This window comes from Roseovarius nitratireducens, from assembly GCF_002925845.1.
In the GTDB taxonomy this organism is placed as follows: domain Bacteria; phylum Pseudomonadota; class Alphaproteobacteria; order Rhodobacterales; family Rhodobacteraceae; genus Roseovarius; species Roseovarius nitratireducens.
The window spans coordinates 21,073-44,421 of record NZ_PDNI01000058.1 but is presented as its reverse complement, the minus strand read 5'-3'; the positions used below and the strand labels follow the sequence as shown (position 1 = coordinate 44,421).

Below are 23,349 nucleotides of genomic sequence, written 5' to 3'. Positions count from 1 at the left end.
CCACATGGTATCTATCCGCTCACGCGGCGGTCAGAGGCCCTGCCCCGGTCGCACGTCCTTCAACTCCATCGTCTTGGCGGGGTCGCGATACATCTGCGTCAGCACGTCCTGCCGCTTGACCCCTTCGCGGTGGCGCAGCGTCAGCACGATCGCACCGATCATCGCCACCAGCAGGATCAGCCCGGCGAGTTGGAACAGGATGAAATACGTGTCGTAGAGCAGCATCCCGAGCGCCGCCGTATTCTGCACGCCATCGGGTGTCACCGCCGCGCGCGCGTCCATCGCGCCATCGGCCATCTGCCAGTTGCCGAAGACCAGCCCGAGTTGCATCAGCAGGATCACCCCGATGAGCAGCGCCAGCGGCATGTATTTCGCCATCTCCGCCTTCAACTCGGCAAAATCCACGTCGAGCATCATCACCACGAAGAGGAACAACACCGCCACCGCGCCGACGTAGACGATGATGAGCAGCATCGCCACGAATTCCGCACCCAGAAGCACGAAGAGCCCCGCCGCGCTGATGAACGACAGGATCAGCCACAGCACCGAATGCACGGGGTTGCGGCTGATGACGGTCAACAGCCCCCCGGCAAGCAGCGCCGTGGCGAAGAGATAGAAGGACATCGCCGCAATCGTCATTTTTCCGATCCTTTCTCGTCGTCCTCGTCCATCACCTCGCGGGCGAAATCCATCGCGCGGGTCATCGAGGGCACGCCGGCAAACATCGCCATCTGCGCGATGGTCTCGGCGATCTCTTCCTTGGTCGCGCCCGCCTCGAGCGCGTGGCGCACGGTGAGGCGGATTTGCGTATCGCTCTGTGCACCCAGCATGGTCAGCCCCGCGAGCGTGAGCAGCAGCCGCGTCTTGGCGTCAAGCCCCTCCTTGCTGAGGCCCCGACCGAAACTCATCTCCATGAATTCCTTGGGCATGGTCGGCCACAGCTTTTCGAACCCCTTGGGCGAAAAGCTCTCGAGCGCGGGATTCACGGCCTTGGCCATTTCCTGCGCCTGCCGCATCATCATCTCGAAGGGGTTCTGGCGGTCACTCATCTGTAGGGTGCATCCATCTCGAGGTTGCGGGCGATTTCGGCCTCCCAGCGGTCGCCGTTCGCAAGCAGCTTTGCCTTGTCGTAGAACAGCTCTTCGCGGGTCTCGGTGGCGAATTCGAAATTCGGGCCCTCGACGATGGCATCCACCGGGCACGCCTCCTGGCAGAAGCCGCAATAGATGCATTTCGTCATGTCGATGTCGTAGCGCGTGGTGCGGCGGCTGCCGTCGTCGCGCGGCTCGGCGTCGATGGTGATCGCCTGCGCGGGGCAGATCGCCTCGCACAGCTTGCAGGCGATGCACCGCTCCTCGCCGTTAGGGTAGCGGCGCAGCGCGTGCTCGCCGCGGAACCGGGGCGAGAGCGGCCCCTTCTCATGCGGGTAGTTGAGCGTCGCCTTGGGCGCGAAGAAGTATTTCAAGCCCAGCTTGAAGCCCACGAAGAAATCCTTGAGCAGGAAATACCCGGCGGCGCGGTTATAGTCGATCTGCGTCATGGATCAGCCTCCAATCGCCCAGCGGGCCCAGAACCCGCCGAACACTTCGAATTTCGCGAGGAACGCCACGATCACCACCCAGCCGAGCGACAGCGGCAGGAACACCTTCCAGCCGATGCGCATGAGCTGATCGTAGCGGTAGCGCGGGGTGATCGCCTTGACCATCGCGAAGAGGAAGAAGAAGAACGCCATCTTGGCGATCATCCACAGAACCCCGTCGGGCAGGCCCGGAATCGGCGACAGCCAGCCACCGAAGAACAAGAGCGAAGTGAGCGCGCACATCAGGAAGATGGCGATGTATTCACCGGCCATGAACAAAAGGAAGGGCGTCGCGGAATATTCCACCTGATAGCCCGCCACCAGCTCAGACTCGGCCTCGGGCAAATCAAAGGGCGGGCGGTTGGTTTCGGCCAGCGCGGAGATGAAGAACAGGAACACCATCGGCAGGTGCGGCAGCCAGTACCACCCGAAGAAGCCGTAGGCGGTATCCTGCGCCGCCACGATGGCGCCGAAATTCAACGAGCCGGTCGATATGATGACGCCGATGATGATGAGCCCGAGCGACACCTCGTAAGAGATCATCTGCGCCGCCGAACGCAGGCTGCCGAGGAACGGATACTTGGAGTTCGAGGCCCAGCCGCCCATGATGACGCCGTAGACCTCAAGCGAGGAGACGGCGAAGACAAAGAGGATCGCCACGTTGATGTCGGACAGCACCCAGCCCTCGTTGAGCGGGATCACCGCCCAGGCGAGTACCGCCAGTACGAAGGAGGTAAGCGGCGCCAGCATGAACACCGTCTTGTCGGCACCGGCGGGCACGACCACTTCCTTGACCACGTATTTGAGCGCGTCGGCGACCGTCTGAAGCAGACCGAAGACGCCCACCACGTTGGGCCCCCGCCGCATCTGCACCGCCGCCCAGATCTTGCGATCGCCGTAGACAAGGAACAGCAGCGACACCATGACGAAGCCGACCACGGCAAGGCACTGCGCGAGGATCAGCACGAAGGTGCCGAACGGGGTTGTCAAGAATTCAGCCATTAGGTCCTTGTCCTCACACCATCGGTATTCCGTTTTCCGCGCAATTGGCGGCTGTCACTTGGGCGTCGATCGTTCTCAATCCGCGCGGCAGCGCCGCCGAGATCGTGTAAATCGCATCGCCGCGCCAGATTCCACCCTCTTCGGTCACGAGGGTACGCACATGGCGCGCAAAACCGTAGCCGCGGATGAGCGCGTATTGCGCGGCGGCGCATTCGGCATAGCGCTCGACATCGGCCTCGTCGCGCGCCCCGCGCATGGCGACCCGGAAATTCACGAGGTCACCATCCAGAAGCCCCGTCTCGATCCCGTCATAGACGGGCGCGAAGACGGGCTCGGCGTCGCCCTCTGCACAGCCCGACAGGGCCAGCGCGGATATGAGCACCGCCGCCATTCTCACTCCGCCGCCACCGGTCGCTCGCGGCGCGCCTTGGTATTGGCGCTCAGCTCCGCCATCAGTTCGCTGGCGCGCGCGATCGGGTTGGTCAGGTAGAAATCCGCGATCGCCACCTCGAGCTGCCCCGCCCCGAGTTCGGCGGCGGGAACCGGCTGCCAGTCGTTCTCCGGCACCTCGTCGATGCGCCCAAGGTGCGGCACCTCCGCCACCAGCGCCTGCCGAAGCTGCGCGAGGCTGTCCCACGGCAGGGTGCTGTCCAGTTCGCCCGAGAGCGCGCGCAGGATCGCCCAGTTCTCCTTGGCGTCGCCCGGCGGGTGGCCGGAGCGCAGGGCAAGCTGCGGGCGGCCTTCGGTGTTGACGAAGAGGCCCTGCTCTTCGGTCCAGGCCGCCGCGGGCAGGATCACGTCGGCGCGGTGCGCGCCGCGGTCACCGTGGCTGCCCTGGTAGATGGCAAAGGCCCCGGCGGGAATGTCGATCTCGTCGGCGCCGAGGTTGTAGACCACGTCGGCGCCGTCGAGCGCCGCGGCGATCCCGCCCTCGCAGGTGGCATCCACATCCATCGCGCCGACCCGGCCCGCCGCCGTGTGCAGCACCAGAAGGCCCGCACCCTGCGTCTCGGCCAGTTGCATGGCATGGCTGAGCGCCGCCGCGCCGCCCGGCCCCCGCAGCGCGCCCTGCCCGACGATGACCAGCGCGCCCTCGGTCGGGGTCGCGTCCTTGACGAGCCGCGCGAGGAACTTGTTGCGCGCGCCCATCTGCGTGGCCTCGAAGGTCAGGTCTGCGGGTTGGCCGACATGGATCACCTCGGCCCCGGCGAGCCACGCCTTGCGGATACGCGCGCCCAGAACCGGCGCCTCTGTGCAGGGGTCTGTGCCGATGAGGGTGATGTGCTTCGCCGTGTCGATTTCCTCGATCCGCGCCGTGCCGGCATAGCCGGAGCGGTTTCCGGCGGGAAGTTGCGCGCCGTCGGTGCGGCACTCGACCACGCCGCCGCGCCCCTCGACCAGCGACTTGAGCGAGAACGCGGCCTCGACCGGGGCCAGATCGCCCACCAGGCCGGTGAGCTTCGAGGCCCCCTTGATCGCCTTGGCAGCCGCGCCCAGCGCCTCGGGCCAGGTGGCGGGACGCAGCCGGCCATCCTCGCGAATATAGGGTTTGTCGAGCCGCTGACGGCGCAGCCCGTCCCAGACGAAACGCGTCTTGTCGGAAATCCATTCCTCGTTCACGCCGTCATGGTTGCGCGGCAGGATGCGCATGACTTCGCGGCCCTTGGTATCGACGCGGATACTGCTGCCCAGCGCATCCATCACGTCGATGGTCTCGGTCTTGGTCAGCTCCCACGGCCGCGCGGTAAAGGCATAGGGCTTGGACACCAGCGCGCCCACCGGGCACAGGTCGATGATGTTGCCCTGAAGGTTGCTGTCCAGCGTCTCGCCCAGGTAGGCGGTGATCTCCGCATCCTCGCCACGGCCGGTCTGGCCCATGACATGCAGGCCCGCCACCTCGGTGGTGAAACGCACGCAGCGGGTGCAGGAGATGCAGCGCGTCATGTGCGTCTCGACCAGCGGGCCGAGGTCGAGATCCTCGGTGGCGCGCTTGGGCTCGCGGAAGCGCGAGAAATCGACGCCATAGGCCACCGCCTGATCCTGAAGATCGCATTCGCCGCCCTGGTCGCAGATCGGGCAATCGAGCGGGTGGTTGATGAGCAGGAACTCCATCACCCCCTCGCGCGCCTTTTTCACCATCGGCGATTTGGTCGAGACCTGCGGCGGGCTGCCATCGGGGAATGGGCGCATGTCCTTGACCTGCATCGCGCAGCTTGCGGCCGGTTTCGGTGGGCCGGGCTGCACCTCGACGAGGCACATCCGGCAGTTGCCAGCAATCGACAGCCGCTCGTGGTAGCAGAAGCGCGGGATTTCCACCCCCACCTGCTCGCAAGCCTGGATAAGGGTCATCGCGCCCTCGACCTCGACCTCCTGCCCGTCGATGATGATCTTGCGTAGGTCAGCCATCTTCTCTCACCTTGCTACCAGAAGCGCGCCGATCCGGCTCTGCTTCGCGATTTCGCTCTCGCCCAGCGCGCACAGGCTCGGCCCGTCATCGGGGACCGCGCCCTGCGCCCGGATATATTCGTTGCGCCGTGCGCGCATCTTTTGCTTCTCGGCCTTGTCGTTCACGTAGGCGTCGATGTCGGCATCCGAATAGCCGCGCCGCCGCGCCTCGGCCTTGAGCGCGTTCATCCGCCCGATCGCGGTAAAGATGCGCGGGCTGATGCTGTCGCATTCCTTGCGTATCTCGTTGGCGACCGCGATCTCGAACAGCGCGGTGTTGATGTCCGTTTCCTGCGACAGCGACGCAGCGCTCGCTGCGGGCACCATTGCCGCCACCGCGAGCGCGGCCAGTCCCGTACCTGTCATGCGCATGGTCTGTCTCCTTTCACCTGTCCGGCGGGCAGGGGCCGTGACGGCCCGCCCGTATGCCCCACAGATGGGTGCGCGGCGGTCGGTCATGCAATAGCAGGCGCGCGGAGCCGCGGGTATGCAACGGATTACTTCCATATGATACAGCGCCCCGACACCGACAGACGATCCCCGGAACGGGCATAGGCGGGTCCCTCCTGCCCCTCGGCCACGCCAGACCACGCGATCTCGGACGTGCCGAAACTCTCGATACAATAGCGCGTCGCCTCGTGAACCACGGCCTTTTGCGCGCCCTCGATGCCGCGCCCGGCGCGGCGCACCGTGGCGGTGAAATCGCGGCGATCTTCCCGCTCGCCGCGTGCCTTACCAGGGTAGTAATTGCCATCGAAGAGCACACGCTCCTTGCGCTCGGTACACCCTGCGACGAGAGCAAGCGCAAGCAGCGCCACGGCCCCAAGCCGGTATCTGCGCGCGTGCCTCATTCCGCCGCCACCGCCGATGTGCGGCCACGCTCGCGGGCGCGGATGCGATCCTCGATCTCGTCGCGGAAGTTGCGGATAAGGCCCTGGATGGGCCAGGCCGCGGCATCGCCCAGCGCGCAGATCGTGTGGCCCTCGACCTGCTTGGACACCTCGAACAGCATGTCGATCTCCTCGACGCCCGCCTCGCCGCGCACCAGCCGGTCCATCACCCGCATCATCCAGCCGGTGCCCTCGCGGCACGGCGTGCACTGGCCGCAGCTTTCGTGCTTGTAGAACTTGCTGAGCCGCCAGATCGCCTTGATGATGTCGGTGGACTGGTCCATCACGATCACTGCCGCCGTGCCGAGGCCGGATTTCAGCTCTTTCTGCAGGTGGTCGAAATCCATGATCGAGTCGCGCATGTGCTCGCCGCGCACGCACGGCACCGACGAGCCGCCGGGGATGACCGCCTTGAGATTATCCCATCCGCCGCGGATGCCGCCGCAATGGCGGTCGATCAGTTCCTCGAAGGAAATCGACATCTCCTCCTCGACGACGCAGGGGTGGTTCACATGCCCCGAGATCGCAAAGAGCTTGGTGCCGGCATTGTTGGCCCGCCCGAAGCCCGCGAACCATTCCGGGCCGCGCCGCAGGATAGTGGGCGCGACGGCGATGGATTCGACGTTGTTGACGGTGGTTGGGCAGCCATAGACCCCGGCCATCGCCGGAAAGGGCGGTTTCATCCGGGGCATCCCCTTCTTGCCCTCCAGAGATTCCAGCAGCGCCGTTTCCTCGCCGCAGATATAGGCGCCCGCGCCGTGATGCAGGTAGAGGTCGAAATCCCAGCCTGATTTACACGCGTTACGACCGATGAGCCCGGCCTCGTAGGCCTCGTCGATGGCGACCTGAAGCGCCTCGCGCTCGCGGATATATTCGCCGCGGATGTAGATATAGCAGGCATGGGCGTTCATCGCGAAGCTCGCGATCAGGCAGCCCTCGATCAGCGTGTGCGGATCATGGCGCATGATCTCGCGGTCCTTGCAGGTGCCGGGCTCGGATTCGTCGGCATTGACCACCAGATAGGCCGGGCGCCCGTCGCTTTCCTTGGGCATGAAGGACCACTTGAGCCCGGTTGGAAAGCCCGCGCCGCCGCGCCCGCGCAGCCCGCTCGCCTTCATCTGATCGACGATCCATTGCCGTCCGTTCTGAAGGATTTTCGCCGTTCCGTCCCAATGGCCACGGGCCATCGCGCCCTTGAGGCTGCGATCGTGCATCCCGTAGAGATTGGTAAAGATACGGTCTTCGTCTTTCAGCATCCCGTTACCTCCGGTTGCCCTGACGCATCCGCCAGAGTTGATAGATGAGCACGAGCGCGAAGACGAAGCCGCCCAGCGCCATCAGGTCGAACAGCGCGCGCACCCGTTGGTCGAGCCCCAACCCGCCGCCGATGAGCGTGGCGAGGATCCAGAAGACCCCCGTGCCCGCGATCACCAGCGCGGCCAGCCGCCCCTTGCGCGCGATTTCTGCATCCTGCTGCGGCATCTTTCCTCATGCTCAGTAAACATCGCCCTTGCCCACCCGGGTCGAGAACTCGGTCTCGCCCCCCGCGGCAAGGGTTTTCGCCTGTTCCACCCAGTTATCGCGGCTCACGCGGCCCTTGAACCCCTTGAGATTGTCATCGACCCAGGCAACTTCGGCCTCGGTCCAGTTCGCGATCTGGTCGAAATGGTAGAAACCCAGCTCGTTGCAGACCTTTTCCAGCTTGGGCCCCACGCCCTTGATCTTCTTGAGATCATCGGCCTTGCCGTCGCGCGGTGCGTCGAGCGCCTCGGGGCGGGCGGCATCGGATTGTGCCGCGGCTCCACCCTCGTAGCGCCATTCGCCCTTGCGCGACGCCAGTTCCTCTTCGCCCGAGAGCGTCGTGCCCGAGCGCACCGCCGTGGCGGGGGCCTCGGGCTGCGCCGGCGGCTCGGCCGTGGCCGCGCTGGCCGTCGGTTCGGCGGCGGGGGCCGGTTCCGGGGCGGGGGCGGGTTCGGGTCTGGGGGCCGATTCGGGTGTGGGGGCCGCGTCCGCCTCGGCAACGGACGCCTTGTCGCCGGTGCAGACCAGCCGCGTCGAGGCCAGCCCCAGCAACGCCGCCAAGGCGATCGCCAGAAGCAGCGCCGCGAGGAAGCCGACCGCGCCGGTCGCCGCCCACAGAACAATGAGGCCGACGAGGCCCGAAAGACCCCAGCAGACGATCTGGCAAGTGCTCAGTTTGGACGTGTCGGACATGTGCGTTTCCCCCGTTGGTTATCAATTAAGACGCGGTCAGTAGACCTCGCCCTTCTTGACCCGGGTGGAGAACTCCGTCTCCTTGCCCTCGGCCAGCAGTTTGGCCTGCTCGACCCAAGCGTCGCGGCTCACGCGCCCCTTGAACCCCTTGAGATTGTCATCGACCCAGGCGACCTCGGCCTCGGTCCAGTTCGCGATCTGGTCGAAATGGTAGAAGCCCATCTCGTTGCACAGCGTTTCCAGCTTGGGCCCCACGCCCTTGATCTTCTTGAGATCGTCGGCCTTGCCATCGCGCGGGCCATCGAGCGCCTCGGGGCGTGTGCCCGCCTCGGGCGCGGTCTCGGTTTTCGCTGGCGCGGGCTCTGCAGGTTTGGGGGCGGCGGCCTTTGGCTCCGGCTTGGGCGCGGCGGCCTTGGGCGTTGCCCCCTTCGCGGTGATCTTCACCGGCTCCTCGTTGAGCGCCACCGACGACGGCGCCGGCGCGTGATTGGCCCCGAGGTCGTGCCACGGCGCGGTGAGCGGCACCTCGCTGCCGTCGATGCGCTTGATCGTGTCGCGTTGATCGGCGGCAAGCTGGACGCTGGCATTGAATTGCGCGCGCCCGCTCTCGAATTCCTTGAGGCTGGTCAGGCCGGATGCCGGCTCGCTCGCGTAACGCCCGTTCTGCGGACCTGGCAGCGGCACCTCGCCCGCCGCCATGGCGTCGATCAGCCCGGCAAAGCCCTCGGGCGTGAGATCCTCGTAGTAATCCTTGCCGACCTGCGCCATCGGCGCGTTGGAACACGCGCCCAGGCATTCGACCTCTTCCCACGAGAATTTGCCATCCTCCGAGAGCTGGAACGGCTCCGGTGCGATCTTGTCGCGGCACACGGCGATAAGGTCTTCGGAGCCGCACAGCATGCAGGGCGTGGTGCCGCAAATCTGGAAATGCGCGACCGCACCGACGGGATGCAGGTGGAACATGAAGTAGAAGGTCGCCACTTCGAGCGCACGGATATAGGCCATGTCCAGCATTGCGGCAATGTGCTCGATCGCCGGGCGGCTCAGCCAGCCCTCCTGCTCTTGTGCGCGCCACAGCAGCGGGATGATCGCGCTCGCCTGTCGTCCTGAGGGATACTTGGTGATCTGCGCCTCGGCCCAGGCCTGGTTGGCCGGGGTGAAGGCAAAGCTCTCGGGCTGCTCATGGTAAAGACGGCGTAGCATCTCAGGCACAGGCTCCTGTGGTCAGTTTCACGCCCCCGTCGGGCAGCCGCTCGGCGCCCCCGGTGGACAGTCGGTGGGCCGCGAGGTCCAGAAGCTGCTGGCGCGCCAGCCCGGTCTGGATCTCCATGGCCAGGTAATCGCCCTCGTCGCGCAGGGTGCAGCCAAGGCTCCCGGCCGCGGCGTCGAAACGCGCCGCATCCTCCTGCGTGGTGCCCGGCGGCGGCGCGGCACAGGCCACAAGCACGCCCAGCGCGCAGAGCTGGATCGCGGGGCGCAGCACTCTCATATCCCCCCGGCGCGGGCGATGGCGGCGCGATGACCGGCCAGCCGCAGGCCCGATGCCGGATCGCGCAGGACGGCAAGGCCAAGCACCGCGAGCGAGACGCCCCCGGCCCCGGCAAGCCCCGCGCTCAGACGGCCCAGCTCGATCACCTGTCGATCTCCCCGAACACCACGTCCATCGTGCCGATCAGCGCCGCCACGTCGGCCAGCTGGTGCCCCTTGGCGACATGGTCCATCGCCTGGAGGTGCAGAAAGCCCGGCGCGCGCAGCTTCGCCCGATAGGGCCGATTGGTACCGTCGGCCACGAGGTAGACGCCAAATTCGCCCTTGGGCGCCTCGACCGCGGCATAAACCTCGCCCTCGGGGACGTGGAAGCCTTCGGTATAGAGCTTGAAGTGATGGATCAGCGCCTCCATCGAGCGCTTCATCTCGCCGCGCTTGGGCGGGGTCACCTTGCCCCGGGTGAGGATATCGCCCTGCCCTTCGGGGGCGCGAAGCTTCTCGATGGACTGGTGTATGATCCGAAGGCTCTGGCGCATCTCTTCCATCCGCACGAGGTAGCGGTCGAAGCAATCGCCGTTCTTGCCCACCGGCACGAGGAAGTCGAACTCGTCATAGCATTCGTAGGGCTGCGCGCGGCGCAGATCCCACGCCATGCCGCTGCCGCGCACCATCACGCCGGAAAAGCCCCAGTCGAGCGCCTCCTGCTGGCTGACAATGCCGATATCGACGTTGCGCTGCTTGAAGACGCGGTTCTCGGTGAGCAGGCCGTCGATATCGTCGATCACCTTGGGAAACTCGTTGGCCCAGGTCTCGATATCGTCGAGCAATTCCGGCGGCAGGTCCTGGTGGACACCGCCGGGGCGGAAATAGGCCGCGTGCAGCCGCGCGCCACAGGCCCGCTCGTAGAAGATCATCAGCTTTTCGCGCTCTTCGAAGCCCCAGAGCGGCGGGGTGAGCGCGCCGACGTCCATCGCCTGCGTTGTGACGTTCAGGAGGTGGTTGAGGATGCGCCCGATCTCGGAATAGAGTACGCGAATGAGGCTCGCCCGGCGCGGCACCTCCGTTCCGGTGAGACGCTCTATGGCGAGGCACCAGGCGTGTTCCTGGTTCATCGGCGCGACATAGTCGAGCCGGTCGAAATAGGGCAGGTTCTGGAGGTAGGTGCGGCTCTCCATCAGCTTTTCGGTACCGCGATGCAGCAGGCCGATATGCGGGTCACAGCGTTCGACCAATTCGCCGTCAAGCTCCAGCACCAGCCGCAGAACACCATGCGCCGCAGGGTGTTGCGGGCCGAAGTTGATGTTGAAGTTGCGGATCTTCTGCTCGCCCGTGAGGGCGTCGACGAAGCCATTGGAGCCGTCCATTACTTGCGCCCCCCGTCAAACTTGTCGCGGAACGCCATCACCCACAGCAAGACCAGCGCCCCCAGCGGGATGATCGCCGCCAGCGCCACCCAGTTGGGGATGCCGAATTTCGGCAGCAGCCGCCAGAACGGCACCACCATAAGCAACGCAATGATCAGCATGAAGATCAGACCGCCGCCACCCATGCCGTAGCCTCCCATTCCATAGCCCGTGCCCATCATTTGGTGTCCTCCTTCTCATCGCCCGGAAGGATATAGTCGGCCCCCTCCCAGGGAGACATGAAATCGAATTGCCGGTATTCCTGCACCAGTTTCACCGGCTCGTAGACGACGCGCTTCTGCACCTCGTCATAGCGCACCTCGGTATAGCCCGTGGTCGGGAAATCCTTGCGCAGCGGATAGCCGCGAAAGCCGTAATCGGTGAGGATGCGGCGCAGGTCGGGATGCCCGGTAAAGATGATGCCGAACATGTCGAACACCTCGCGCTCGAACCAGTTGGCCGCCGGATAGACCCCGCAGAGCGAACGGACCATGTCCTCCTCGCGGACCGCCACGCGCAGGCGGATGCGATGGTTCTGATACATGCTGAGCATGTGATAGACCACGTCGAACCGCTTGGGCCGCTCGGGCCAGTCCACGGCGGTGATGTCCACCAGCGTGGAAAAGGCGCAGTTCTGATCGGTCTTTAGAAACTCCGCCAGCCCGGCGATGTTCGAGGGGGCCACATCGACGGTGATCTCGCCATGCGCGATCTGCCAGCCCAGCACGCAATCGGCGCGCTTGGCCTCGATATACTCGCCCAGTTCCTTGAGTTGCTTGCTCATCTCACGATCGTCCCCGTCCGGCGGATTTTGCGCTGCAACTGCATGATTCCGTAGACCAGCGCCTCTGCCGTGGGCGGGCAGCCCGGCACGTAGATATCCACCGGCACGATCCGGTCGCAGCCGCGCACGACGCTGTAGCTGTAGTGGTAGTAGCCGCCGCCATTGGCGCACGATCCCATCGAGATGACATAGCGCGGCTCTGGCATCTGGTCATAGACCTTGCGCAGCGCGGGCGCCATCTTGTTGGTCAGCGTGCCCGCGACGATCATCAGGTCCGACTGCCGCGGGCTGGCGCGCGGCGCGGTGCCGTAGCGCTCGAGGTCATAGCGCGGCATGGAAGAGTGCATCATCTCCACCGCGCAGCAGGCCAGACCAAAGGTCATCCAGTGCAGGCTGCCGGTGCGCGCCCAGTTGATGATGTCCTCGGTCGAGGTGACGAGGAATCCCTTGTCCTGCAGCTCGGCATTGAGCGCCTGCGAGGCGGGATCGACGTCCTTGCCGGGCTGGTACGCTTCGGCCGGTGCGAGGCTCGACGGCCCGGATTTGACCCGCGGGCTCTGTTCGCCCAGCCCCCGGGTCTCTGTCACGAGCGCGTCGTCACGATCTTTTACTGCCATTCCATCGCTCCTTTGCGCCATTCGTAGGCAAAGCCTGCGGTCAGGACCGCCAGGAACACCATCATCGACCAGAAGGCGGCCATGCTGAGATCCTGAAACGCGACTGCCCAGGGAAATAGCATGGCAATCTCGAGGTCAAATATGATGAACAGGATCGACACGAGATAGAACCGCACGTCGAACTTCATCCGCGCATCGTCGAAGGCGTTGAAGCCGCATTCATAGGCGCTCACCTTCTCGGGATCGGGATGGCGCACGGCGAGCACCACGGCGGCGAGGATCAGGACGAGCCCCAGGCCGATGGCGACCGCGAGAAGGACCAGGATCGGGAGATATTCCCTCAGCATCTCTTCCACGGGATGGCTCCTTTCATGCGCGGTCCAGCGCGCATCAAGTTGGCTGCATATGGACCGGGTTTAAACCTGCCCCTCTGCCCGGTCAACCGAAGCCACACCGGTTTGCAAGCCCGGGGAGGTGGAATCTTGAGGTTTGTATGCGATGGTATGCGGCTTTGTGCCACAATTGGTCCGAAAACCGGACCGCGCCTTGCCGCGCCGCGGCAAGGGCCGCGACTCACTCGTGCTGCCAGCCCGGTGTGCGGCGCTCGAAAAAGGCGGCGATGCCCTCGGGGGCCTCGGTCCCGGCCCACGTCTCCGCCAGTGCCGCGATGGTGTGCTCGATCACCGCGTCGTCGATGCGCGGCCCGAAGCCGCGCAGCAGCGCCTTGGCCCGCGCCACAGCCCCCGGCGCGCAGGAGAGGTAGGGCAAGACCTCTTGCTCCACGGCGGCGTCGAGTCCGGCTTCCGGCACCGCCCGCGCCAGAAGGCCGAGCGCCACCGCCTCGTCCGCGTCGAACCGGCGGCCCGACATGAAAACGCGCCGGGCCTTTGCCTCGCCCATGCGCGCGGCCACATATGGCCCAATGGTGGCCGGGATAAGCCCCAGCCGCGTCTCGGTAAGCGCGAACTGCGCGCCCTCTACCCCGATCACCACGTCGCACACGCTCATCAGCCCGATACCACCGCCAAAGGCATTGCCATGCACCCGCCCGATCAGGGGCTTGGGCAGGGTATTGAGCGCCTGAAGCATGTGCGCCAGCTTCGCGGCCTCTTTCGACCGGGGCTCCGGCTCGGCGTCGAACTGCGCCCGCATCCAGCCCAAATCGCCACCGGCGCAGAACGTCCGGCCCCTTGCTGCCAGCACCACGGCCCGCACGCCGTCATCGGCGCCGAGGTCCCGCGCCGCCCTGTGCAACTCGGCGATCATCTGCGCCGACATGGCGTTGTGCTTCTCGGCCCGGTCGAGCCAGAGCGTGGCCACGCCGCGCGGGTCGGCCTCGATGGTGATGGTCTCGGTCATGCCCTCTCCTTCTTGCGCCAAATTTCTTCAAAGAAATTTGGGAAAAATCTTTTCAAGATTTTTGCCCCTCGCCTCGCAGCGCCCGCGCCATCGCGGCGGCGCGCACCAGCACCTCGCGGTCGAGCCCGGTCTCGTAACCCAGGGCCGCCAGCCGCTCCTGCACCGCCTCTGTGGCCACGTTGCCCGCCGCACCGGGCGCATAGGGACAGCCGCCCAGGCCACCGACGGCGGCGTCGAACACCCGCACCCCGCGCGCCAGCGCCGCCTCGATATTGTCGAGCGCGCGGCCCGAGGTGTCGTGGAAATGCCCGGCGAGCCGGTCCACCGGCACCACGTCCGTCACCGCCGCGAGCATCGCGTCCACCGCCTCGGGCGTGCCTCGCCCGATCGTGTCGCCGAGGCTGATCTCGTAGCAGCCCATCTGCCACAGGCTCTCGGCTACCTGCGCCACCTGCGCGGGGTCAACCGGCCCGTCATAGGGGCATTCCACCACGCAGGAGACATAACCGCGCACGCGCAGCCCCTCGGCCCCCGCCGCCTCGGTGACGGGGGCAAAGCGTGCGAGGCTTTCCTCGATGGTGGCGTTGATATTGGCCTTCGAGAACCCCTCGGATGCCGAGCCGAAGATCGCCACCTCGTCGGCCCCCGCCTCGAGCGCATCCGAGAGCCCCCGCATATTGGGTGTGAGCGCGGCATAGCGCACCCCCGGTGCCCGCCGGATGCCGCGCAGCACCTCGCCGGAATCAGCCATCTGCGGCACCCATTTGGGGCTGACAAAACTCGCCACCTCGATCCGGGCAAAGCCCGCCTCGCTCAGGCAATCCACCAGCGCGATCTTGTCGCGCGTGGCGATGCGGGCGGCCTCGTTCTGCAGCCCGTCGCGCGGACCGACTTCGAAGATTTCAACACTCTCGGCCATCACCCCTCCTCCGGCACGGGATAGAACTCCTGCGCATAGATGTCCTGCTCGCCGTCCCGCGCCTTAGCCCTCTGATAGGCGGGCCGCGCGCGCAAGCCATCCCAATAGGCCATCAGGCGCGGGTATGCGTCCAGATCGACGTAATAGCGCGCCAGCTCGAATCCGTAGGCGAACATGATATCCGCCGCCGAGAAACCCGAGGGCAGGAGGTGATCGCCCTCCATCCGCGCCTCCATCGCTGCCAGGGCCGCCCGCAGCCGGGCATTGAGCAGCTTCACCACCGTGGCCGAGGGGCGCGCGGGCGGGCGCAGGAACACCTGGTTGAGGTTGAGATTCTCCAACAGGCACCCCACCGTTTCGGACAGGCTCAGCACCTCCAGAAACAGCGCGCGCTCGGCATGGCCCGGCGGTGGCATCAGCCCTGCCTCGCTGTAGGTCTCGCACAGCATCTGCACAATGGCCCCGCTCTCGACCCAGACCGCACCATGATGCTCCAGCACCGGCACCCGCCCGGCGGGCGACAGCGCGAGGAAGTCGGGCGCGCGCAGCGAGCCGTCGCGGATCGAGTAATACGCCACTTCGTAGCCGAGCCCCAGCTCCTCGAGCAGCCACATCACCCGCAGCGAGCGCGCCAGCGGCACATGGTGCAGGCGGATCATGCCTCTTCCTCCAGCCGGATCAGCGCCGCGCCCGCCGACACCTGGTCGCCCGCGGCCACCAGGACCTCGCCCACCACGCCATCACGCGCAGCCAGTAGGCTGTGCTCCATCTTCATCGCCTCCAGCACCGCCAGCCGGTCGCCTTTGTTGACGGTCTGCCCGGCCCGCGCCAGCACTGCCTTCACCAGCCCCGGCATCGGCGCCTCGACGAGCGCGGCATCACCCCCCGCCGCGCCCTCGCGCGCCAGCGGATCGACCAATTCGAAGCGCAGCCCGTATTGCGCAAAGACGGTGATTCGCGCGCCGTCCACGGCCACCTGCGGCGCGAACGAACCGTCAAGCCGCCATTGCCCCTCCACGCGCCGCACCGCAACGCAGACTCCGTCAACCGTCACGTCATGGGCCTCCGCCGACAGCGTCGCGAGGCGCAGCACGATCTCCTCGCCCGCGTGGAGCAGCGTTACCGTGCGTTCCAGCGGCTGCCACAGGGCGAACCCGGCCTCCGGTGGCGCCTCGTGCATGAGGCCCAGCCCCGCCACCGCCGCCAGCGCGATCTCGCGCGGGCCCGGTGCGGGCGGCACGACCAGCGCGTCGATATCCCGTGCGATCAGCCCGGTATCTACATCGCCCGCCGCGAACCCCGCATGCCGCGCGAGCGCGCCGAGAAAGGCAAGGTTGGTCACCGTGCCTGCCACCTCGGTGCGCTCCAGCGCGCGCGCCATCCGACGCAGCGCGACCGCGCGGCTCGGGCCGTGGGTGACCAGCTTGGCGATCATCGGGTCGTAGAACGGGCTGATCTCATCGCCCGCCCGCACGCCGCTATCGGCGCGGGCCCCGTCGGGAAACGCGAGGTGCGTCAGCCGCCCCGTCGCGGGCAGGAACCCCTTTGGCACATCCTCGGCATAGAGCCGCGCCTCGAAGGCATGGCCGGTGATCGCCAGATCCTCCTGGCGGAGCGGCAACCCCTCACCCGCCGCCACGCGCAACTGCCATTCAACGAGGTCCACGCCGGTGATCGCCTCGGTCACCGGATGCTCGACCTGCAACCGCGTGTTCATCTCCATGAACCAGAACCTGTCGGGGCGCAGACCCTCGCTGCCATCGACGATGAACTCCACCGTGCCTGCCCCCGTGTAGCCGATGGCCTCGGCGGCGCGCACGGCGGCCTGCCCCATGGCCGCGCGCATCTCGGGTGTCATGCCCGGCGCGGGGGCCTCCTCGATCACCTTCTGATGGCGCCGCTGAAGCGAGCAATCGCGCTCGAAGAGATGCACCGCGCGTCTGCCGTCGCCGAACACCTGCACCTCGATATGTCGCGGCTTTTCCACGAATTTCTCGATCAGCACATCGGCGTTGCCAAAGGCGGTGCGTGCCTCTCCCCGCGCGCTGTCCAGCGCATCGGTGAAATCCCCGGCGCGCTCCACCAGCCGCATCCCCTTGCCGCCGCCGCCCGCGACGGCCTTGATCAGCACCGGGTAGCCGATGGCCTCGGCCGCCCCCGCGAGGTGCTCGGCGTCCTGATTGCTGCCGTGATAGCCCGGCACCACCGGCACGCCCGCCTCCTCCATCAGGGTCTTGGCGGCATCCTTGAGCCCCATCGCCCGGATTGCCTGCGCCGACGGACCGATGAAGGTCAGCCCCGCCGCCTCCACCGTCTCGACGAAATCGGGGTTCTCGCTCAGGAAGCCATAGCCGGGATGGATGGCCTGCGCCCCCGTCTCCAGCGCCGCGGCGACGATCGTGTCGCCCTTGAGGTAGCTGTCGGCAGGCGCCGACCCGCCGATATGCACCGCCCGGTCCGCCATCGCCACATGCGCGGCGCCGCGGTCGGCATCGGAATAGACCGCCACCACATCGACGCCCATCGCCTGTGCCGTGCGCATCACCCGGCACGCGATCTCGCCCCGGTTGGCGATCAGGATACGTTCAAACATGGCCCGCGCCCCCTGCTTCATCTTGCATCAATTCTACGAACTTCCTCACGCCGCTTTCCCCGTCATCGCTTCACACCAGCCCTCTCGGTGGCCACCATCATAGGCGCGCGCATGTCCGCGTTCGATCATCATGCGAGCCACAGGCACCCCGTCGGATGCCAGAAAGATCAAAGCGCGCTCGTACCTGTCAGTCCCTTCCCGCACGACTGTGATGTCCTCGGTTGTAAGGAGGATCCATCGCAAGGCCCACTTTGCCCGCAGTGCCATAGCAAATTCGGAGAAGCACTTTGGACTGAAGAGTTCGGGCGCATCAAACCCCGTCAAGCGTCCGGATAGAAATCCACGGCCAGAACAATAGAGCCGAACCGTGTCACCGTCTGTCACATGAACGATCCGGCAGCCAGTGACGTCGTCTTGCGTCTTGGTTGTAACGAACGCATCCGACGTTAAGGGGAGCGCGATCAATGCCACAGCGCAAACAACGATGACTGCTTTGAGATAAAAGCGGGGGTCGGCAATCTTGTCACGTAACGAACGCCCCTGCTGATCTGGCGGCGTTCCCAAATCCCACTTCGGGTGGCGACGCGCACCTCGGTAAAATCGAGTGACCTTTCTCCTCGACACGGCACCAGCCCCCTCACATCCGGAACACGCCGAAGCGCGTCTCCTCCACCGGGGCATTCAGCGCCGCGCGCAGGGATAGCCCGAGCACATCCCGGCTCTTGCGCGGGTCGATGATCCCGTCATCCCACAGCCGCGCCGAGGCATAGAGCGGGTGCGCCTGCCGCTCGAACATCTCCACCGTCGGGCGCTTGAACGCCTCTTCGTCCTCCGCCGACCAATGCTCGCCGCGCTTTTCCATCGCGTCGCGCTTGACCGTGGCGAGCACCCCCGCCGCCTGGGCGCCGCCCATTACCGAGATGCGGGAATTGGGCCAGGTCCACAGGAAGCGCGGCTGATAGGCCCGCCCCGCCATGCCGTAATTGCCCGCGCCGAAAGAGCCGCCCACCAGCATGGTGATCTTCGGCACAGAGGTCGTCGCCACCGCCGTCACCATCTTGGCCCCGTGCCGGGCGATGCCCTCGTTCTCGTATTTGCGCCCGACCATGAAGCCGGTGATGTTCTGCAGGAACACCAGGGGCGTGCGCCGCTGGCTGCACAGTTCGACGAAATGCGCGCCCTTGGAGGCCGATTCGGAGAACAGCACGCCATTGTTGGCGACGATCCCCACCGGACAGCCCTTCACATGGGCAAAGCCGCAAACCAGCGTCTCGCCAAAGCGGGCCTTGAACTCGTCGAAATACGAGCCGTCCACCAGCCGCGCGATGACCTCGCGGATATCGTAGGGCGTGCGCAGATCGGCCGGCACCACGCCGAGGATTTCCTCTGGATCGTAGGCGGGCTCCTCGGGCGTCTGCCACCCCCGGACGGGGGCCAGCCCACCACCCAGATTGCCCACGGCGCGCCGCGCCAGCGCCAGCGCGTGCGCGTCGTCCTCCGCGAGGTAGTCCGCGACGCCCGACAGGCGCGTGTGCACGTCGCCACCGCCAAGGTCCTCGGCTGTCACCACCTCGCCTGTCGCCGCCTTGACCAGGGGCGGACCGGCCAGAAAGATCGTGCCCTGATCGCGCACGATGATCGTGACATCGGACATCGCGGGCACATAGGCGCCCCCGGCCGTGCAGCTTCCCATCACCACGGCGATCTGCGCGATCCCCTTGGCGCTCATCTGCGCCTGGTTGTAGAAGATGCGCCCGAAATGGTCGCGGTCGGGGAATACCTCGTCCTGGTTGGGCAGGTTCGCGCCACCCGAGTCGACGAGGTAGATGCATGGCAGGTGACATTCCTCGGCGATCTCCTGCGCGCGCAGGTGTTTCTTGACCGTCATCGGGTAATAGGTGCCGCCCTTCACCGTGGCGTCGTTGCACACGATCATGCAGTCACGCCCCTGCACGCGCCCCACCCCGGCAATCACGCCCGCGCAGGGCGCGGCCCCGTCATAAAGACCGTGCGCCGCAGTGGCCCCAACCTCCAGGAACGGGCTACCGGGATCGAGCAGGCCCGCCACCCGCGCGCGGGGGGACATCTTGCCGCGCGCCTTGTGCCGCTCGCGCGCCGCTTCACCGCCCCCCTCAGCCGCGGCCACGGCGGCCTCTTCGACCTCGCGCAGCGCCTCGAGATGGGCGTCGCGGTTGGCCCGGAACGCCTCGGATGACGGCAGCGCCGATGATGTCAGACGCATGGCTGCACCTCCTGTGTCAGGTCGCATGTTGCAATTATGCCGCAGTGCGGCAGGACGGGGCGAATTTGATTCACGTCAATGTGATCGCGCCGCGGCTGTTCCATACCGAGCGGCGTCAAAACAAGAGTGGACAGACCATGAAAAAGATCACCGCCCTCACCCTCGCCGCCCTCATGAGCGCGCCCGCCGCCCCGGCGCTCGCGCAATCGCAGGGCGATTTCACCCTCGGTCTCGGCCTCGGCTGGGTCGAGCCCACGCGCAGCTCCACCACCGCGGCTGGTAGCATTGATGTCGACGGCAACCTGCGCCCGACGCTCACGGTGGAATATTTCGTCGCCGACAATATCGGCGTCGAACTGCTCGCGTCGTGGCCGTTCCAACACGACATCAACCTCGCGGGTGCCGGCAAGGTGGCCGAGACCAAGCACCTGCCGCCCACCCTGTCGCTGCAATACCACTTCACCAACAAGAGCGGCGTCACTCCCTTTGTCGGCGCGGGCATCAACTACACCTACTTCTTCGACGACACGGGCAAGGGCGCGCTCGCGGGCGTGCCGGTCAGCCTCGACGATTCCTGGGGCCTTGCGCTGCACGCGGGTGTGGACGTGGCGATCAACGAGAAATCGGCGTTCCGCTTCGACGTGCGCTACATCGACATCGAGACCGACGTGAAGGTGGGCGGCGCGCCCATCGGCACCGTCAAGATCGACCCTTGGGTGATCAACGCGGCCTATGTGATGAAATTCTGATCCCCTCCCGCACAGGATCGGAATGACGGGGTCGGCCATAGCGCCGGCCCCTCTTTCGTGGTGCACCCTCATTGCCCGGCCTCCCGCGCCGCGCGCGCCTTCAGCTCCTTGCGAATCACCTTGCCCGTGACGGTCATCGGCAGCGCATCAACAAAAGATATTTCCCTTGGATAAGAATGTCTTGAAAGCCGCTTCTTAACCCATGCCTGAAGTTCCTCGGCGCCAACCTCGACGGCAGGGCGCAACACCACATAGGCCTTGACGATCTCGGTGCGAAGCGGGTCGGGCTTGCCCACCACGCCGGCGGTTGCCACCGCCGGATGCGTGAGCAGACAATCCTCGATCTCCGCAGGCCCGATCCGGTAGCCCGCCGAGGTGATGACGTCATCCTCGCGGCCAACGAACCGGATATACCCGTCGACAATCACGCCCCGATCCCCGGTCAGCATCCAGTCGCCCCGGAACTTTTCTGCCGTCTCACTCGGTTTGTTGAAATATTCCAGCATCATGGAGGCGGATCCTCGCGCGATCGCGATATCGCCCTCGCCCGCCGTCTCGCGCCCCTCGGCGTCGATCACGGCCACCGCATGCCCGGGCACCGCCCGGCCCAGCGCGCCGGGGCGCGGTGGAAACAGCGCGGCGCAGGAGCTTGCCACCATGTTGCACTCGGTCTGCCCGTAGAACTCGTTGATCGTCAGGCCAAAGGCCTGCCGCCCCCAGTCGAGCATCTCCGGCCCCAGCGGCTCGCCACCGCTCGCGACGCTGCGCAACCCGGCGAGTCGGGCCTCCTCCGCGCGCAACATCCGAAGCGCGGTTGGCGGGAAAAAGACATTTTTGACAGCGCCTTCGCGGATGATCCTCAAGCACTGATCAACATCGAAGCGCGCCATCCGCGCGGCCACCACCGGCACGCCGATAGCCAGCCCCGGCATCAGCACGTCAAACAGCCCGCCGATCCAGGCCCAATCCGCAGGCGTCCACAGGCTATCGCCCTCCTGACCCAGAAAATCATGGCTCATCTCGACCCCCGGCAGGTGGCCGGTCAGCACCCTGTGGCCGTGCAGTGCGCCCTTGGGGCTGCCCGTTGTGCCGCTCGTGTAGATCAGCACTGCAGGCTCTTCGGGCCCGGTCTCTGCCGTGTCGAACCGGCCTTCCGGCAGTGTGGTCTTTTCCGGCACGAGGGCAGTCACGCCATCCAGAGCGGCCAACATGTCCACGCCCTCGGCGTCGGTGACCACCACCTGCGCGCCCGCGTCCCCCACCCGGCTCGTCAGCGCATCCTGCCTGAAGAGTTTGAACAAGGGGATTGAAATCGCGCCGATTTTCCAGATTGCGATATGCGCCGCCGCGCACCACGCGCCCTGGCTGCGCAATACGCCCACCCGGTCGCCGCGCGCCACGCCCCGCGCCACCAGCGCCTGCGCCAGCCCGTCGGCCATACGCCGCAGCGCGCCATAGCTCACCTCGTGCGGGCCCTCGCCCGACAGATCGCGGATCGCCAGCCGGTCCGGCTCCCGCGCTGCCCAGTCGTCGCAAACCTGCGCCGCCATGTTGAGCCGCGCCGGGATGTCCCAGCGAAACCCGTCACAGAGCGCCTCGTAAGGCGCGCGGCGCAGGAGGGGCCGCATCGTGCTCATGACGCCACCCCCGGACGCGCCACGTCCACCACCCGGCCAAGGCTATCGACGAAATATTCGTGTCCCGCACGGGCCACCACCAGCAGATGGATCAGACGACACGGCATCGGCTCACCCCATCGCCCCCATCATCTCGCGGCCTACCAGCATTCGGCGGATCTCGCTGGTTCCCGCGCCGATCTCCATGAGCTTGGCGTCGCGGAAGATGCGTGCCACCGGAGAGTCGTTGAGAAAGCCCGCCCCGCCCATGGCCTGCACCGCCTGGTGCGCCTGCACCATCGCCTGCTCGGAGGCATAGAGACAGCAGGCCGCGGCGTCCTGGCGGGTCACGTCGCCCCGGTCGCAGGCCTTGGCCACCTCGTAGACATAGGCGCGCGCCGAGTTCATCGCGGTGTACATGTCCGCCATCTTGCCCTGCATGAGCTGGAACGAGCCGATCGGCTGACCAAACTGGCGGCGCTCGGCCATGTAGGGCATGATCTCGTCGAGGCACGCCGCCATGATCCCCGTGCCGATCCCCGCCAGCACCACGCGCTCGTAGTCGAGGCCGGACATGAGCACACGCACGCCGCGCCCCTCCTCGCCCAGCACGTTCTCGAACGGCACCTCGACATTCTCGAAAATGAGTTCGGCGGTGTTCGACCCGCGCATCCCCAGCTTGTCGAAATGCGGGGAGGTGCTGAAGCCTGTCATCGTCTTCTCGATCAGGAAGGCGGTGATGCCCTTCGATCCGGCATCGGGATCGGTCTTGGCATAGACCACCAGCGTATCGGCATCGGGGCCGTTGGTGATCCAGTACTTGTTGCCATTCAGCCGGTAGTGATCGTTGCGCCGCTCGGCGCGCAGCTTCATCGACACCACGTCGCTGCCCGCCCCCGCCTCGGACATGGCGAGCGCGCCGACATGCTCGCCACTGATGAGGCCGGGCAGATATTTTGCCTTCTGCTCCTCGCTGCCGTTGAGCTTGATCTGGTTGACGCAGAGGTTGGAGTGCGCGCCATAGCTGAGCGACACCGAGGCCGAGGCGCGGGCGATCTCCTCCACGGCGACGACATGGGCGAGATAGCCCATCCCCGCGCCGCCATATTCCTCCGGCACGGTGATGCCCAGCAGGCCCAGATCGCCCATCTCGCGCCAGAGCGCGCCCGGAAAGGTGTTTTCGCGGTCCACCTCCGCCGCCATCGGCTTGATGCGCTCCTGCGCCCAGCGATGCACCATCTCGCGCAGGGCGTTCACATCCTCGCCCAGATCAAAGCTCATTACCGCGTTGAACATCCCCGGTCTCCGGCATTTATTGAACACTTGTTCATTTATAGCCGCAAACCGCACACCCCGTCAATCCCGCGCGCAGGGGCTTCTTCTTGGCAAATACTCCGGGAGAGTCGCCGCGGCAGTGGCGGCAGCGCCCCCGTCCGGCCGGTGCCATCG

Annotated in this window: 28 protein-coding genes; 1 reads left to right on the top strand and 27 read right to left on the bottom strand. The window is 66.3% G+C overall.

The annotated features are described in order from the left end of the window. Positions 1–30: 30 nt before the first annotated feature. The 25 genes from CRJ03_RS10290 to CRJ03_RS10175 form a co-directional block, all read right to left on the bottom strand. The gene (locus tag CRJ03_RS10290; protein WP_104018785.1) at positions 31–639 is read right to left on the bottom strand and encodes an NADH-quinone oxidoreductase subunit J; all 609 of its coding nucleotides are present in this window, start codon (positions 637–639) and stop codon (positions 31–33) included. Further along, a complete protein-coding gene (locus CRJ03_RS10285; RefSeq protein ID WP_104018784.1) occupies positions 636–1,049 on the bottom strand; it encodes a carboxymuconolactone decarboxylase family protein in 414 nt (137 codons plus the stop codon). The genes CRJ03_RS10290 and CRJ03_RS10285 overlap by 4 nt, the downstream gene beginning before the upstream one ends. Continuing rightward, complete coding sequence (gene nuoI, locus CRJ03_RS10280) at positions 1,046–1,540, bottom strand: NADH-quinone oxidoreductase subunit NuoI (protein WP_104018783.1); 495 nt, start codon at positions 1,538–1,540, stop codon at positions 1,046–1,048. Before nuoI ends, CRJ03_RS10285 begins: the two co-directional genes overlap by 4 nt. Before the next feature lie 3 nt (positions 1,541–1,543). Beyond that, entirely contained in the window at positions 1,544–2,581 is a 1,038-nt protein-coding gene (gene nuoH, locus CRJ03_RS10275) for an NADH-quinone oxidoreductase subunit NuoH (RefSeq protein WP_104018782.1), read from the bottom strand. Between the two features lie 13 nt (positions 2,582–2,594). Further along, on the bottom strand, positions 2,595–2,972 hold the full coding sequence (locus tag CRJ03_RS10270; RefSeq protein WP_104018781.1) for a YNQ4 family lipoprotein: 378 nt from the start codon (positions 2,970–2,972) through the stop codon (positions 2,595–2,597). Positions 2,973–2,974: 2 nt separating this feature from the next. Further along, the gene (gene nuoG, locus CRJ03_RS10265; protein ID WP_104018780.1) at positions 2,975–4,987 is read right to left on the bottom strand and encodes an NADH-quinone oxidoreductase subunit NuoG; all 2,013 of its coding nucleotides are present in this window, start codon (positions 4,985–4,987) and stop codon (positions 2,975–2,977) included. 6 nt (positions 4,988–4,993) lie between these two features. After that, positions 4,994–5,398 carry a DUF5333 domain-containing protein gene (locus tag CRJ03_RS10260; RefSeq protein ID WP_104018779.1) on the bottom strand — a complete coding sequence of 135 codons (405 nt, stop codon included), beginning with the start codon at positions 5,396–5,398 and terminating at the stop codon, positions 4,994–4,996. 125 nt (positions 5,399–5,523) lie between these two features. After that, positions 5,524–5,877, bottom strand: a complete 354-nt coding sequence (locus CRJ03_RS10255; protein WP_104018778.1) for a hypothetical protein — start codon at positions 5,875–5,877, stop codon at positions 5,524–5,526. Then, the gene (nuoF, locus tag CRJ03_RS10250) at positions 5,874–7,172 is read right to left on the bottom strand and encodes an NADH-quinone oxidoreductase subunit NuoF (protein ID WP_104018777.1); all 1,299 of its coding nucleotides are present in this window, start codon (positions 7,170–7,172) and stop codon (positions 5,874–5,876) included. The genes CRJ03_RS10255 and nuoF overlap by 4 nt, the downstream gene beginning before the upstream one ends. Positions 7,173–7,176: 4 nt before the next feature. Further along, entirely contained in the window at positions 7,177–7,398 is a 222-nt protein-coding gene (locus CRJ03_RS10245; RefSeq protein ID WP_104018776.1) for a DUF5337 domain-containing protein, read from the bottom strand. Between the two features lie 12 nt (positions 7,399–7,410). Beyond that, the gene (locus CRJ03_RS10240; RefSeq protein WP_104018775.1) at positions 7,411–8,130 is read right to left on the bottom strand and encodes a helix-hairpin-helix domain-containing protein; all 720 of its coding nucleotides are present in this window, start codon (positions 8,128–8,130) and stop codon (positions 7,411–7,413) included. 36 nt (positions 8,131–8,166) lie between these two features. Further along, positions 8,167–9,333 (bottom strand): NADH-quinone oxidoreductase subunit E, encoded by a 1,167-nt coding sequence (locus tag CRJ03_RS10235; protein WP_104018774.1) that lies wholly within the window; start codon positions 9,331–9,333, stop codon positions 8,167–8,169. A gap of 1 nt (position 9,334) precedes the next feature. Next, positions 9,335–9,613 (bottom strand): hypothetical protein, encoded by a 279-nt coding sequence (locus tag CRJ03_RS10230; protein WP_439126636.1) that lies wholly within the window; start codon positions 9,611–9,613, stop codon positions 9,335–9,337. Positions 9,614–9,615: 2 nt separating this feature from the next. After that, the gene (locus tag CRJ03_RS19890) at positions 9,616–9,765 is read right to left on the bottom strand and encodes a hypothetical protein (protein WP_165375295.1); all 150 of its coding nucleotides are present in this window, start codon (positions 9,763–9,765) and stop codon (positions 9,616–9,618) included. Next, positions 9,762–10,982, bottom strand: coding sequence for an NADH-quinone oxidoreductase subunit D (locus CRJ03_RS10225; RefSeq protein WP_104018772.1), 1,221 nt, complete (start codon positions 10,980–10,982; stop codon positions 9,762–9,764). Before CRJ03_RS10225 ends, CRJ03_RS19890 begins: the two co-directional genes overlap by 4 nt. Then, positions 10,982–11,203, bottom strand: coding sequence for a hypothetical protein (locus tag CRJ03_RS10220; RefSeq protein ID WP_240611636.1), 222 nt, complete (start codon positions 11,201–11,203; stop codon positions 10,982–10,984). Before CRJ03_RS10220 ends, CRJ03_RS10225 begins: the two co-directional genes overlap by 1 nt. Then, on the bottom strand, positions 11,200–11,805 hold the full coding sequence (locus CRJ03_RS10215) for an NADH-quinone oxidoreductase subunit C (protein ID WP_104018771.1): 606 nt from the start codon (positions 11,803–11,805) through the stop codon (positions 11,200–11,202). Before CRJ03_RS10215 ends, CRJ03_RS10220 begins: the two co-directional genes overlap by 4 nt. Next, entirely contained in the window at positions 11,802–12,422 is a 621-nt protein-coding gene (locus CRJ03_RS10210) for a NuoB/complex I 20 kDa subunit family protein (protein WP_104018770.1), read from the bottom strand. Before CRJ03_RS10210 ends, CRJ03_RS10215 begins: the two co-directional genes overlap by 4 nt. Beyond that, positions 12,413–12,778 (bottom strand): NADH-quinone oxidoreductase subunit A, encoded by a 366-nt coding sequence (locus tag CRJ03_RS10205; protein ID WP_104018769.1) that lies wholly within the window; start codon positions 12,776–12,778, stop codon positions 12,413–12,415. The genes CRJ03_RS10210 and CRJ03_RS10205 overlap by 10 nt, the downstream gene beginning before the upstream one ends. Before the next feature lie 217 nt (positions 12,779–12,995). Further along, positions 12,996–13,781, bottom strand: coding sequence for a crotonase/enoyl-CoA hydratase family protein (locus tag CRJ03_RS10200; protein WP_104018768.1), 786 nt, complete (start codon positions 13,779–13,781; stop codon positions 12,996–12,998). A 52-nt stretch (positions 13,782–13,833) separates the two neighbouring features. Further along, positions 13,834–14,700 (bottom strand): hydroxymethylglutaryl-CoA lyase, encoded by an 867-nt coding sequence (locus CRJ03_RS10195; RefSeq protein WP_104018767.1) that lies wholly within the window; start codon positions 14,698–14,700, stop codon positions 13,834–13,836. Beyond that, a complete protein-coding gene (locus CRJ03_RS10190; RefSeq protein WP_104018766.1) occupies positions 14,700–15,359 on the bottom strand; it encodes a glutathione S-transferase family protein in 660 nt (219 codons plus the stop codon). Before CRJ03_RS10190 ends, CRJ03_RS10195 begins: the two co-directional genes overlap by 1 nt. Next, positions 15,356–17,293 carry an acetyl/propionyl/methylcrotonyl-CoA carboxylase subunit alpha gene (locus CRJ03_RS10185; RefSeq protein WP_104019170.1) on the bottom strand — a complete coding sequence of 646 codons (1,938 nt, stop codon included), beginning with the start codon at positions 17,291–17,293 and terminating at the stop codon, positions 15,356–15,358. The genes CRJ03_RS10190 and CRJ03_RS10185 overlap by 4 nt, the downstream gene beginning before the upstream one ends. Positions 17,294–17,338: 45 nt before the next feature. Further along, positions 17,339–17,857 (bottom strand): thermonuclease family protein, encoded by a 519-nt coding sequence (locus CRJ03_RS10180; protein WP_206018353.1) that lies wholly within the window; start codon positions 17,855–17,857, stop codon positions 17,339–17,341. A gap of 73 nt (positions 17,858–17,930) precedes the next feature. Next, a complete protein-coding gene (locus tag CRJ03_RS10175) occupies positions 17,931–19,535 on the bottom strand; it encodes a carboxyl transferase domain-containing protein (RefSeq protein WP_104018764.1) in 1,605 nt (534 codons plus the stop codon). A gap of 137 nt (positions 19,536–19,672) precedes the next feature. Here CRJ03_RS10175 and CRJ03_RS10170 point away from each other — a divergent pair, with 137 nt between their 5' ends. Further along, a complete protein-coding gene (locus CRJ03_RS10170) occupies positions 19,673–20,284 on the top strand; it encodes an OmpW/AlkL family protein (protein WP_104019169.1) in 612 nt (203 codons plus the stop codon). A 68-nt stretch (positions 20,285–20,352) separates the two neighbouring features. Here CRJ03_RS10170 and CRJ03_RS10165 read toward each other — a convergent pair whose 3' ends face one another. Continuing rightward, positions 20,353–21,921, bottom strand: a complete 1,569-nt coding sequence (locus CRJ03_RS10165; RefSeq protein WP_104018763.1) for an AMP-binding protein — start codon at positions 21,919–21,921, stop codon at positions 20,353–20,355. Positions 21,922–22,032: 111 nt separating this feature from the next. Further along, entirely contained in the window at positions 22,033–23,196 is a 1,164-nt protein-coding gene (locus CRJ03_RS10160) for an isovaleryl-CoA dehydrogenase (RefSeq protein ID WP_104018762.1), read from the bottom strand. Between the last annotated feature and the right edge of the window lie 153 nt (positions 23,197–23,349).

Bases quoted from the DNA above. Each gene is read 5' to 3' on its own strand.
- CRJ03_RS10225 (WP_104018772.1), bottom strand. From the start codon at position 10,982: ATGGACGGCTCCAATGGCTTCGTCGACGCCCTCACGGGCGAGCAGAAG.
- CRJ03_RS10240 (WP_104018775.1), bottom strand. From the start codon at position 8,130: ATGTCCGACACGTCCAAACTGAGCACTTGCCAGATCGTCTGCTGGGGT.
- CRJ03_RS10270 (WP_104018781.1), bottom strand. From the start codon at position 2,972: ATGGCGGCGGTGCTCATATCCGCGCTGGCCCTGTCGGGCTGTGCAGAG.
- CRJ03_RS10220 (WP_240611636.1), bottom strand. From the start codon at position 11,203: ATGATGGGCACGGGCTATGGAATGGGAGGCTACGGCATGGGTGGCGGC.
- nuoI (WP_104018783.1), bottom strand. From the start codon at position 1,540: ATGACGCAGATCGACTATAACCGCGCCGCCGGGTATTTCCTGCTCAAG.
- nuoH (WP_104018782.1), bottom strand. From the start codon at position 2,581: ATGGCTGAATTCTTGACAACCCCGTTCGGCACCTTCGTGCTGATCCTC.
- CRJ03_RS10200 (WP_104018768.1), bottom strand. From the start codon at position 13,781: ATGACCGAGACCATCACCATCGAGGCCGACCCGCGCGGCGTGGCCACG.
- CRJ03_RS10215 (WP_104018771.1), bottom strand. From the start codon at position 11,805: ATGAGCAAGCAACTCAAGGAACTGGGCGAGTATATCGAGGCCAAGCGC.
- CRJ03_RS10260 (WP_104018779.1), bottom strand. From the start codon at position 5,398: ATGCGCATGACAGGTACGGGACTGGCCGCGCTCGCGGTGGCGGCAATG.
- CRJ03_RS10165 (WP_104018763.1), bottom strand. From the start codon at position 21,921: ATGAGCACGATGCGGCCCCTCCTGCGCCGCGCGCCTTACGAGGCGCTC.
- CRJ03_RS10185 (WP_104019170.1), bottom strand. From the start codon at position 17,293: ATGTTTGAACGTATCCTGATCGCCAACCGGGGCGAGATCGCGTGCCGG.
- CRJ03_RS10235 (WP_104018774.1), bottom strand. From the start codon at position 9,333: ATGCTACGCCGTCTTTACCATGAGCAGCCCGAGAGCTTTGCCTTCACC.
- CRJ03_RS10245 (WP_104018776.1), bottom strand. From the start codon at position 7,398: ATGCCGCAGCAGGATGCAGAAATCGCGCGCAAGGGGCGGCTGGCCGCG.
- CRJ03_RS10195 (WP_104018767.1), bottom strand. From the start codon at position 14,700: ATGGCCGAGAGTGTTGAAATCTTCGAAGTCGGTCCGCGCGACGGGCTG.
- CRJ03_RS10160 (WP_104018762.1), bottom strand. From the start codon at position 23,196: ATGTTCAACGCGGTAATGAGCTTTGATCTGGGCGAGGATGTGAACGCC.
- nuoG (WP_104018780.1), bottom strand. From the start codon at position 4,987: ATGGCTGACCTACGCAAGATCATCATCGACGGGCAGGAGGTCGAGGTC.
- CRJ03_RS10190 (WP_104018766.1), bottom strand. From the start codon at position 15,359: ATGATCCGCCTGCACCATGTGCCGCTGGCGCGCTCGCTGCGGGTGATG.
- nuoF (WP_104018777.1), bottom strand. From the start codon at position 7,172: ATGCTGAAAGACGAAGACCGTATCTTTACCAATCTCTACGGGATGCAC.
- CRJ03_RS10210 (WP_104018770.1), bottom strand. From the start codon at position 12,422: ATGGCAGTAAAAGATCGTGACGACGCGCTCGTGACAGAGACCCGGGGG.
- CRJ03_RS10170 (WP_104019169.1), top strand. From the start codon at position 19,673: ATGAAAAAGATCACCGCCCTCACCCTCGCCGCCCTCATGAGCGCGCCC.
- CRJ03_RS10290 (WP_104018785.1), bottom strand. From the start codon at position 639: ATGACGATTGCGGCGATGTCCTTCTATCTCTTCGCCACGGCGCTGCTT.
- CRJ03_RS10175 (WP_104018764.1), bottom strand. From the start codon at position 19,535: ATGCGTCTGACATCATCGGCGCTGCCGTCATCCGAGGCGTTCCGGGCC.
- CRJ03_RS10285 (WP_104018784.1), bottom strand. From the start codon at position 1,049: ATGAGTGACCGCCAGAACCCCTTCGAGATGATGATGCGGCAGGCGCAG.
- CRJ03_RS10255 (WP_104018778.1), bottom strand. From the start codon at position 5,877: ATGAGGCACGCGCGCAGATACCGGCTTGGGGCCGTGGCGCTGCTTGCG.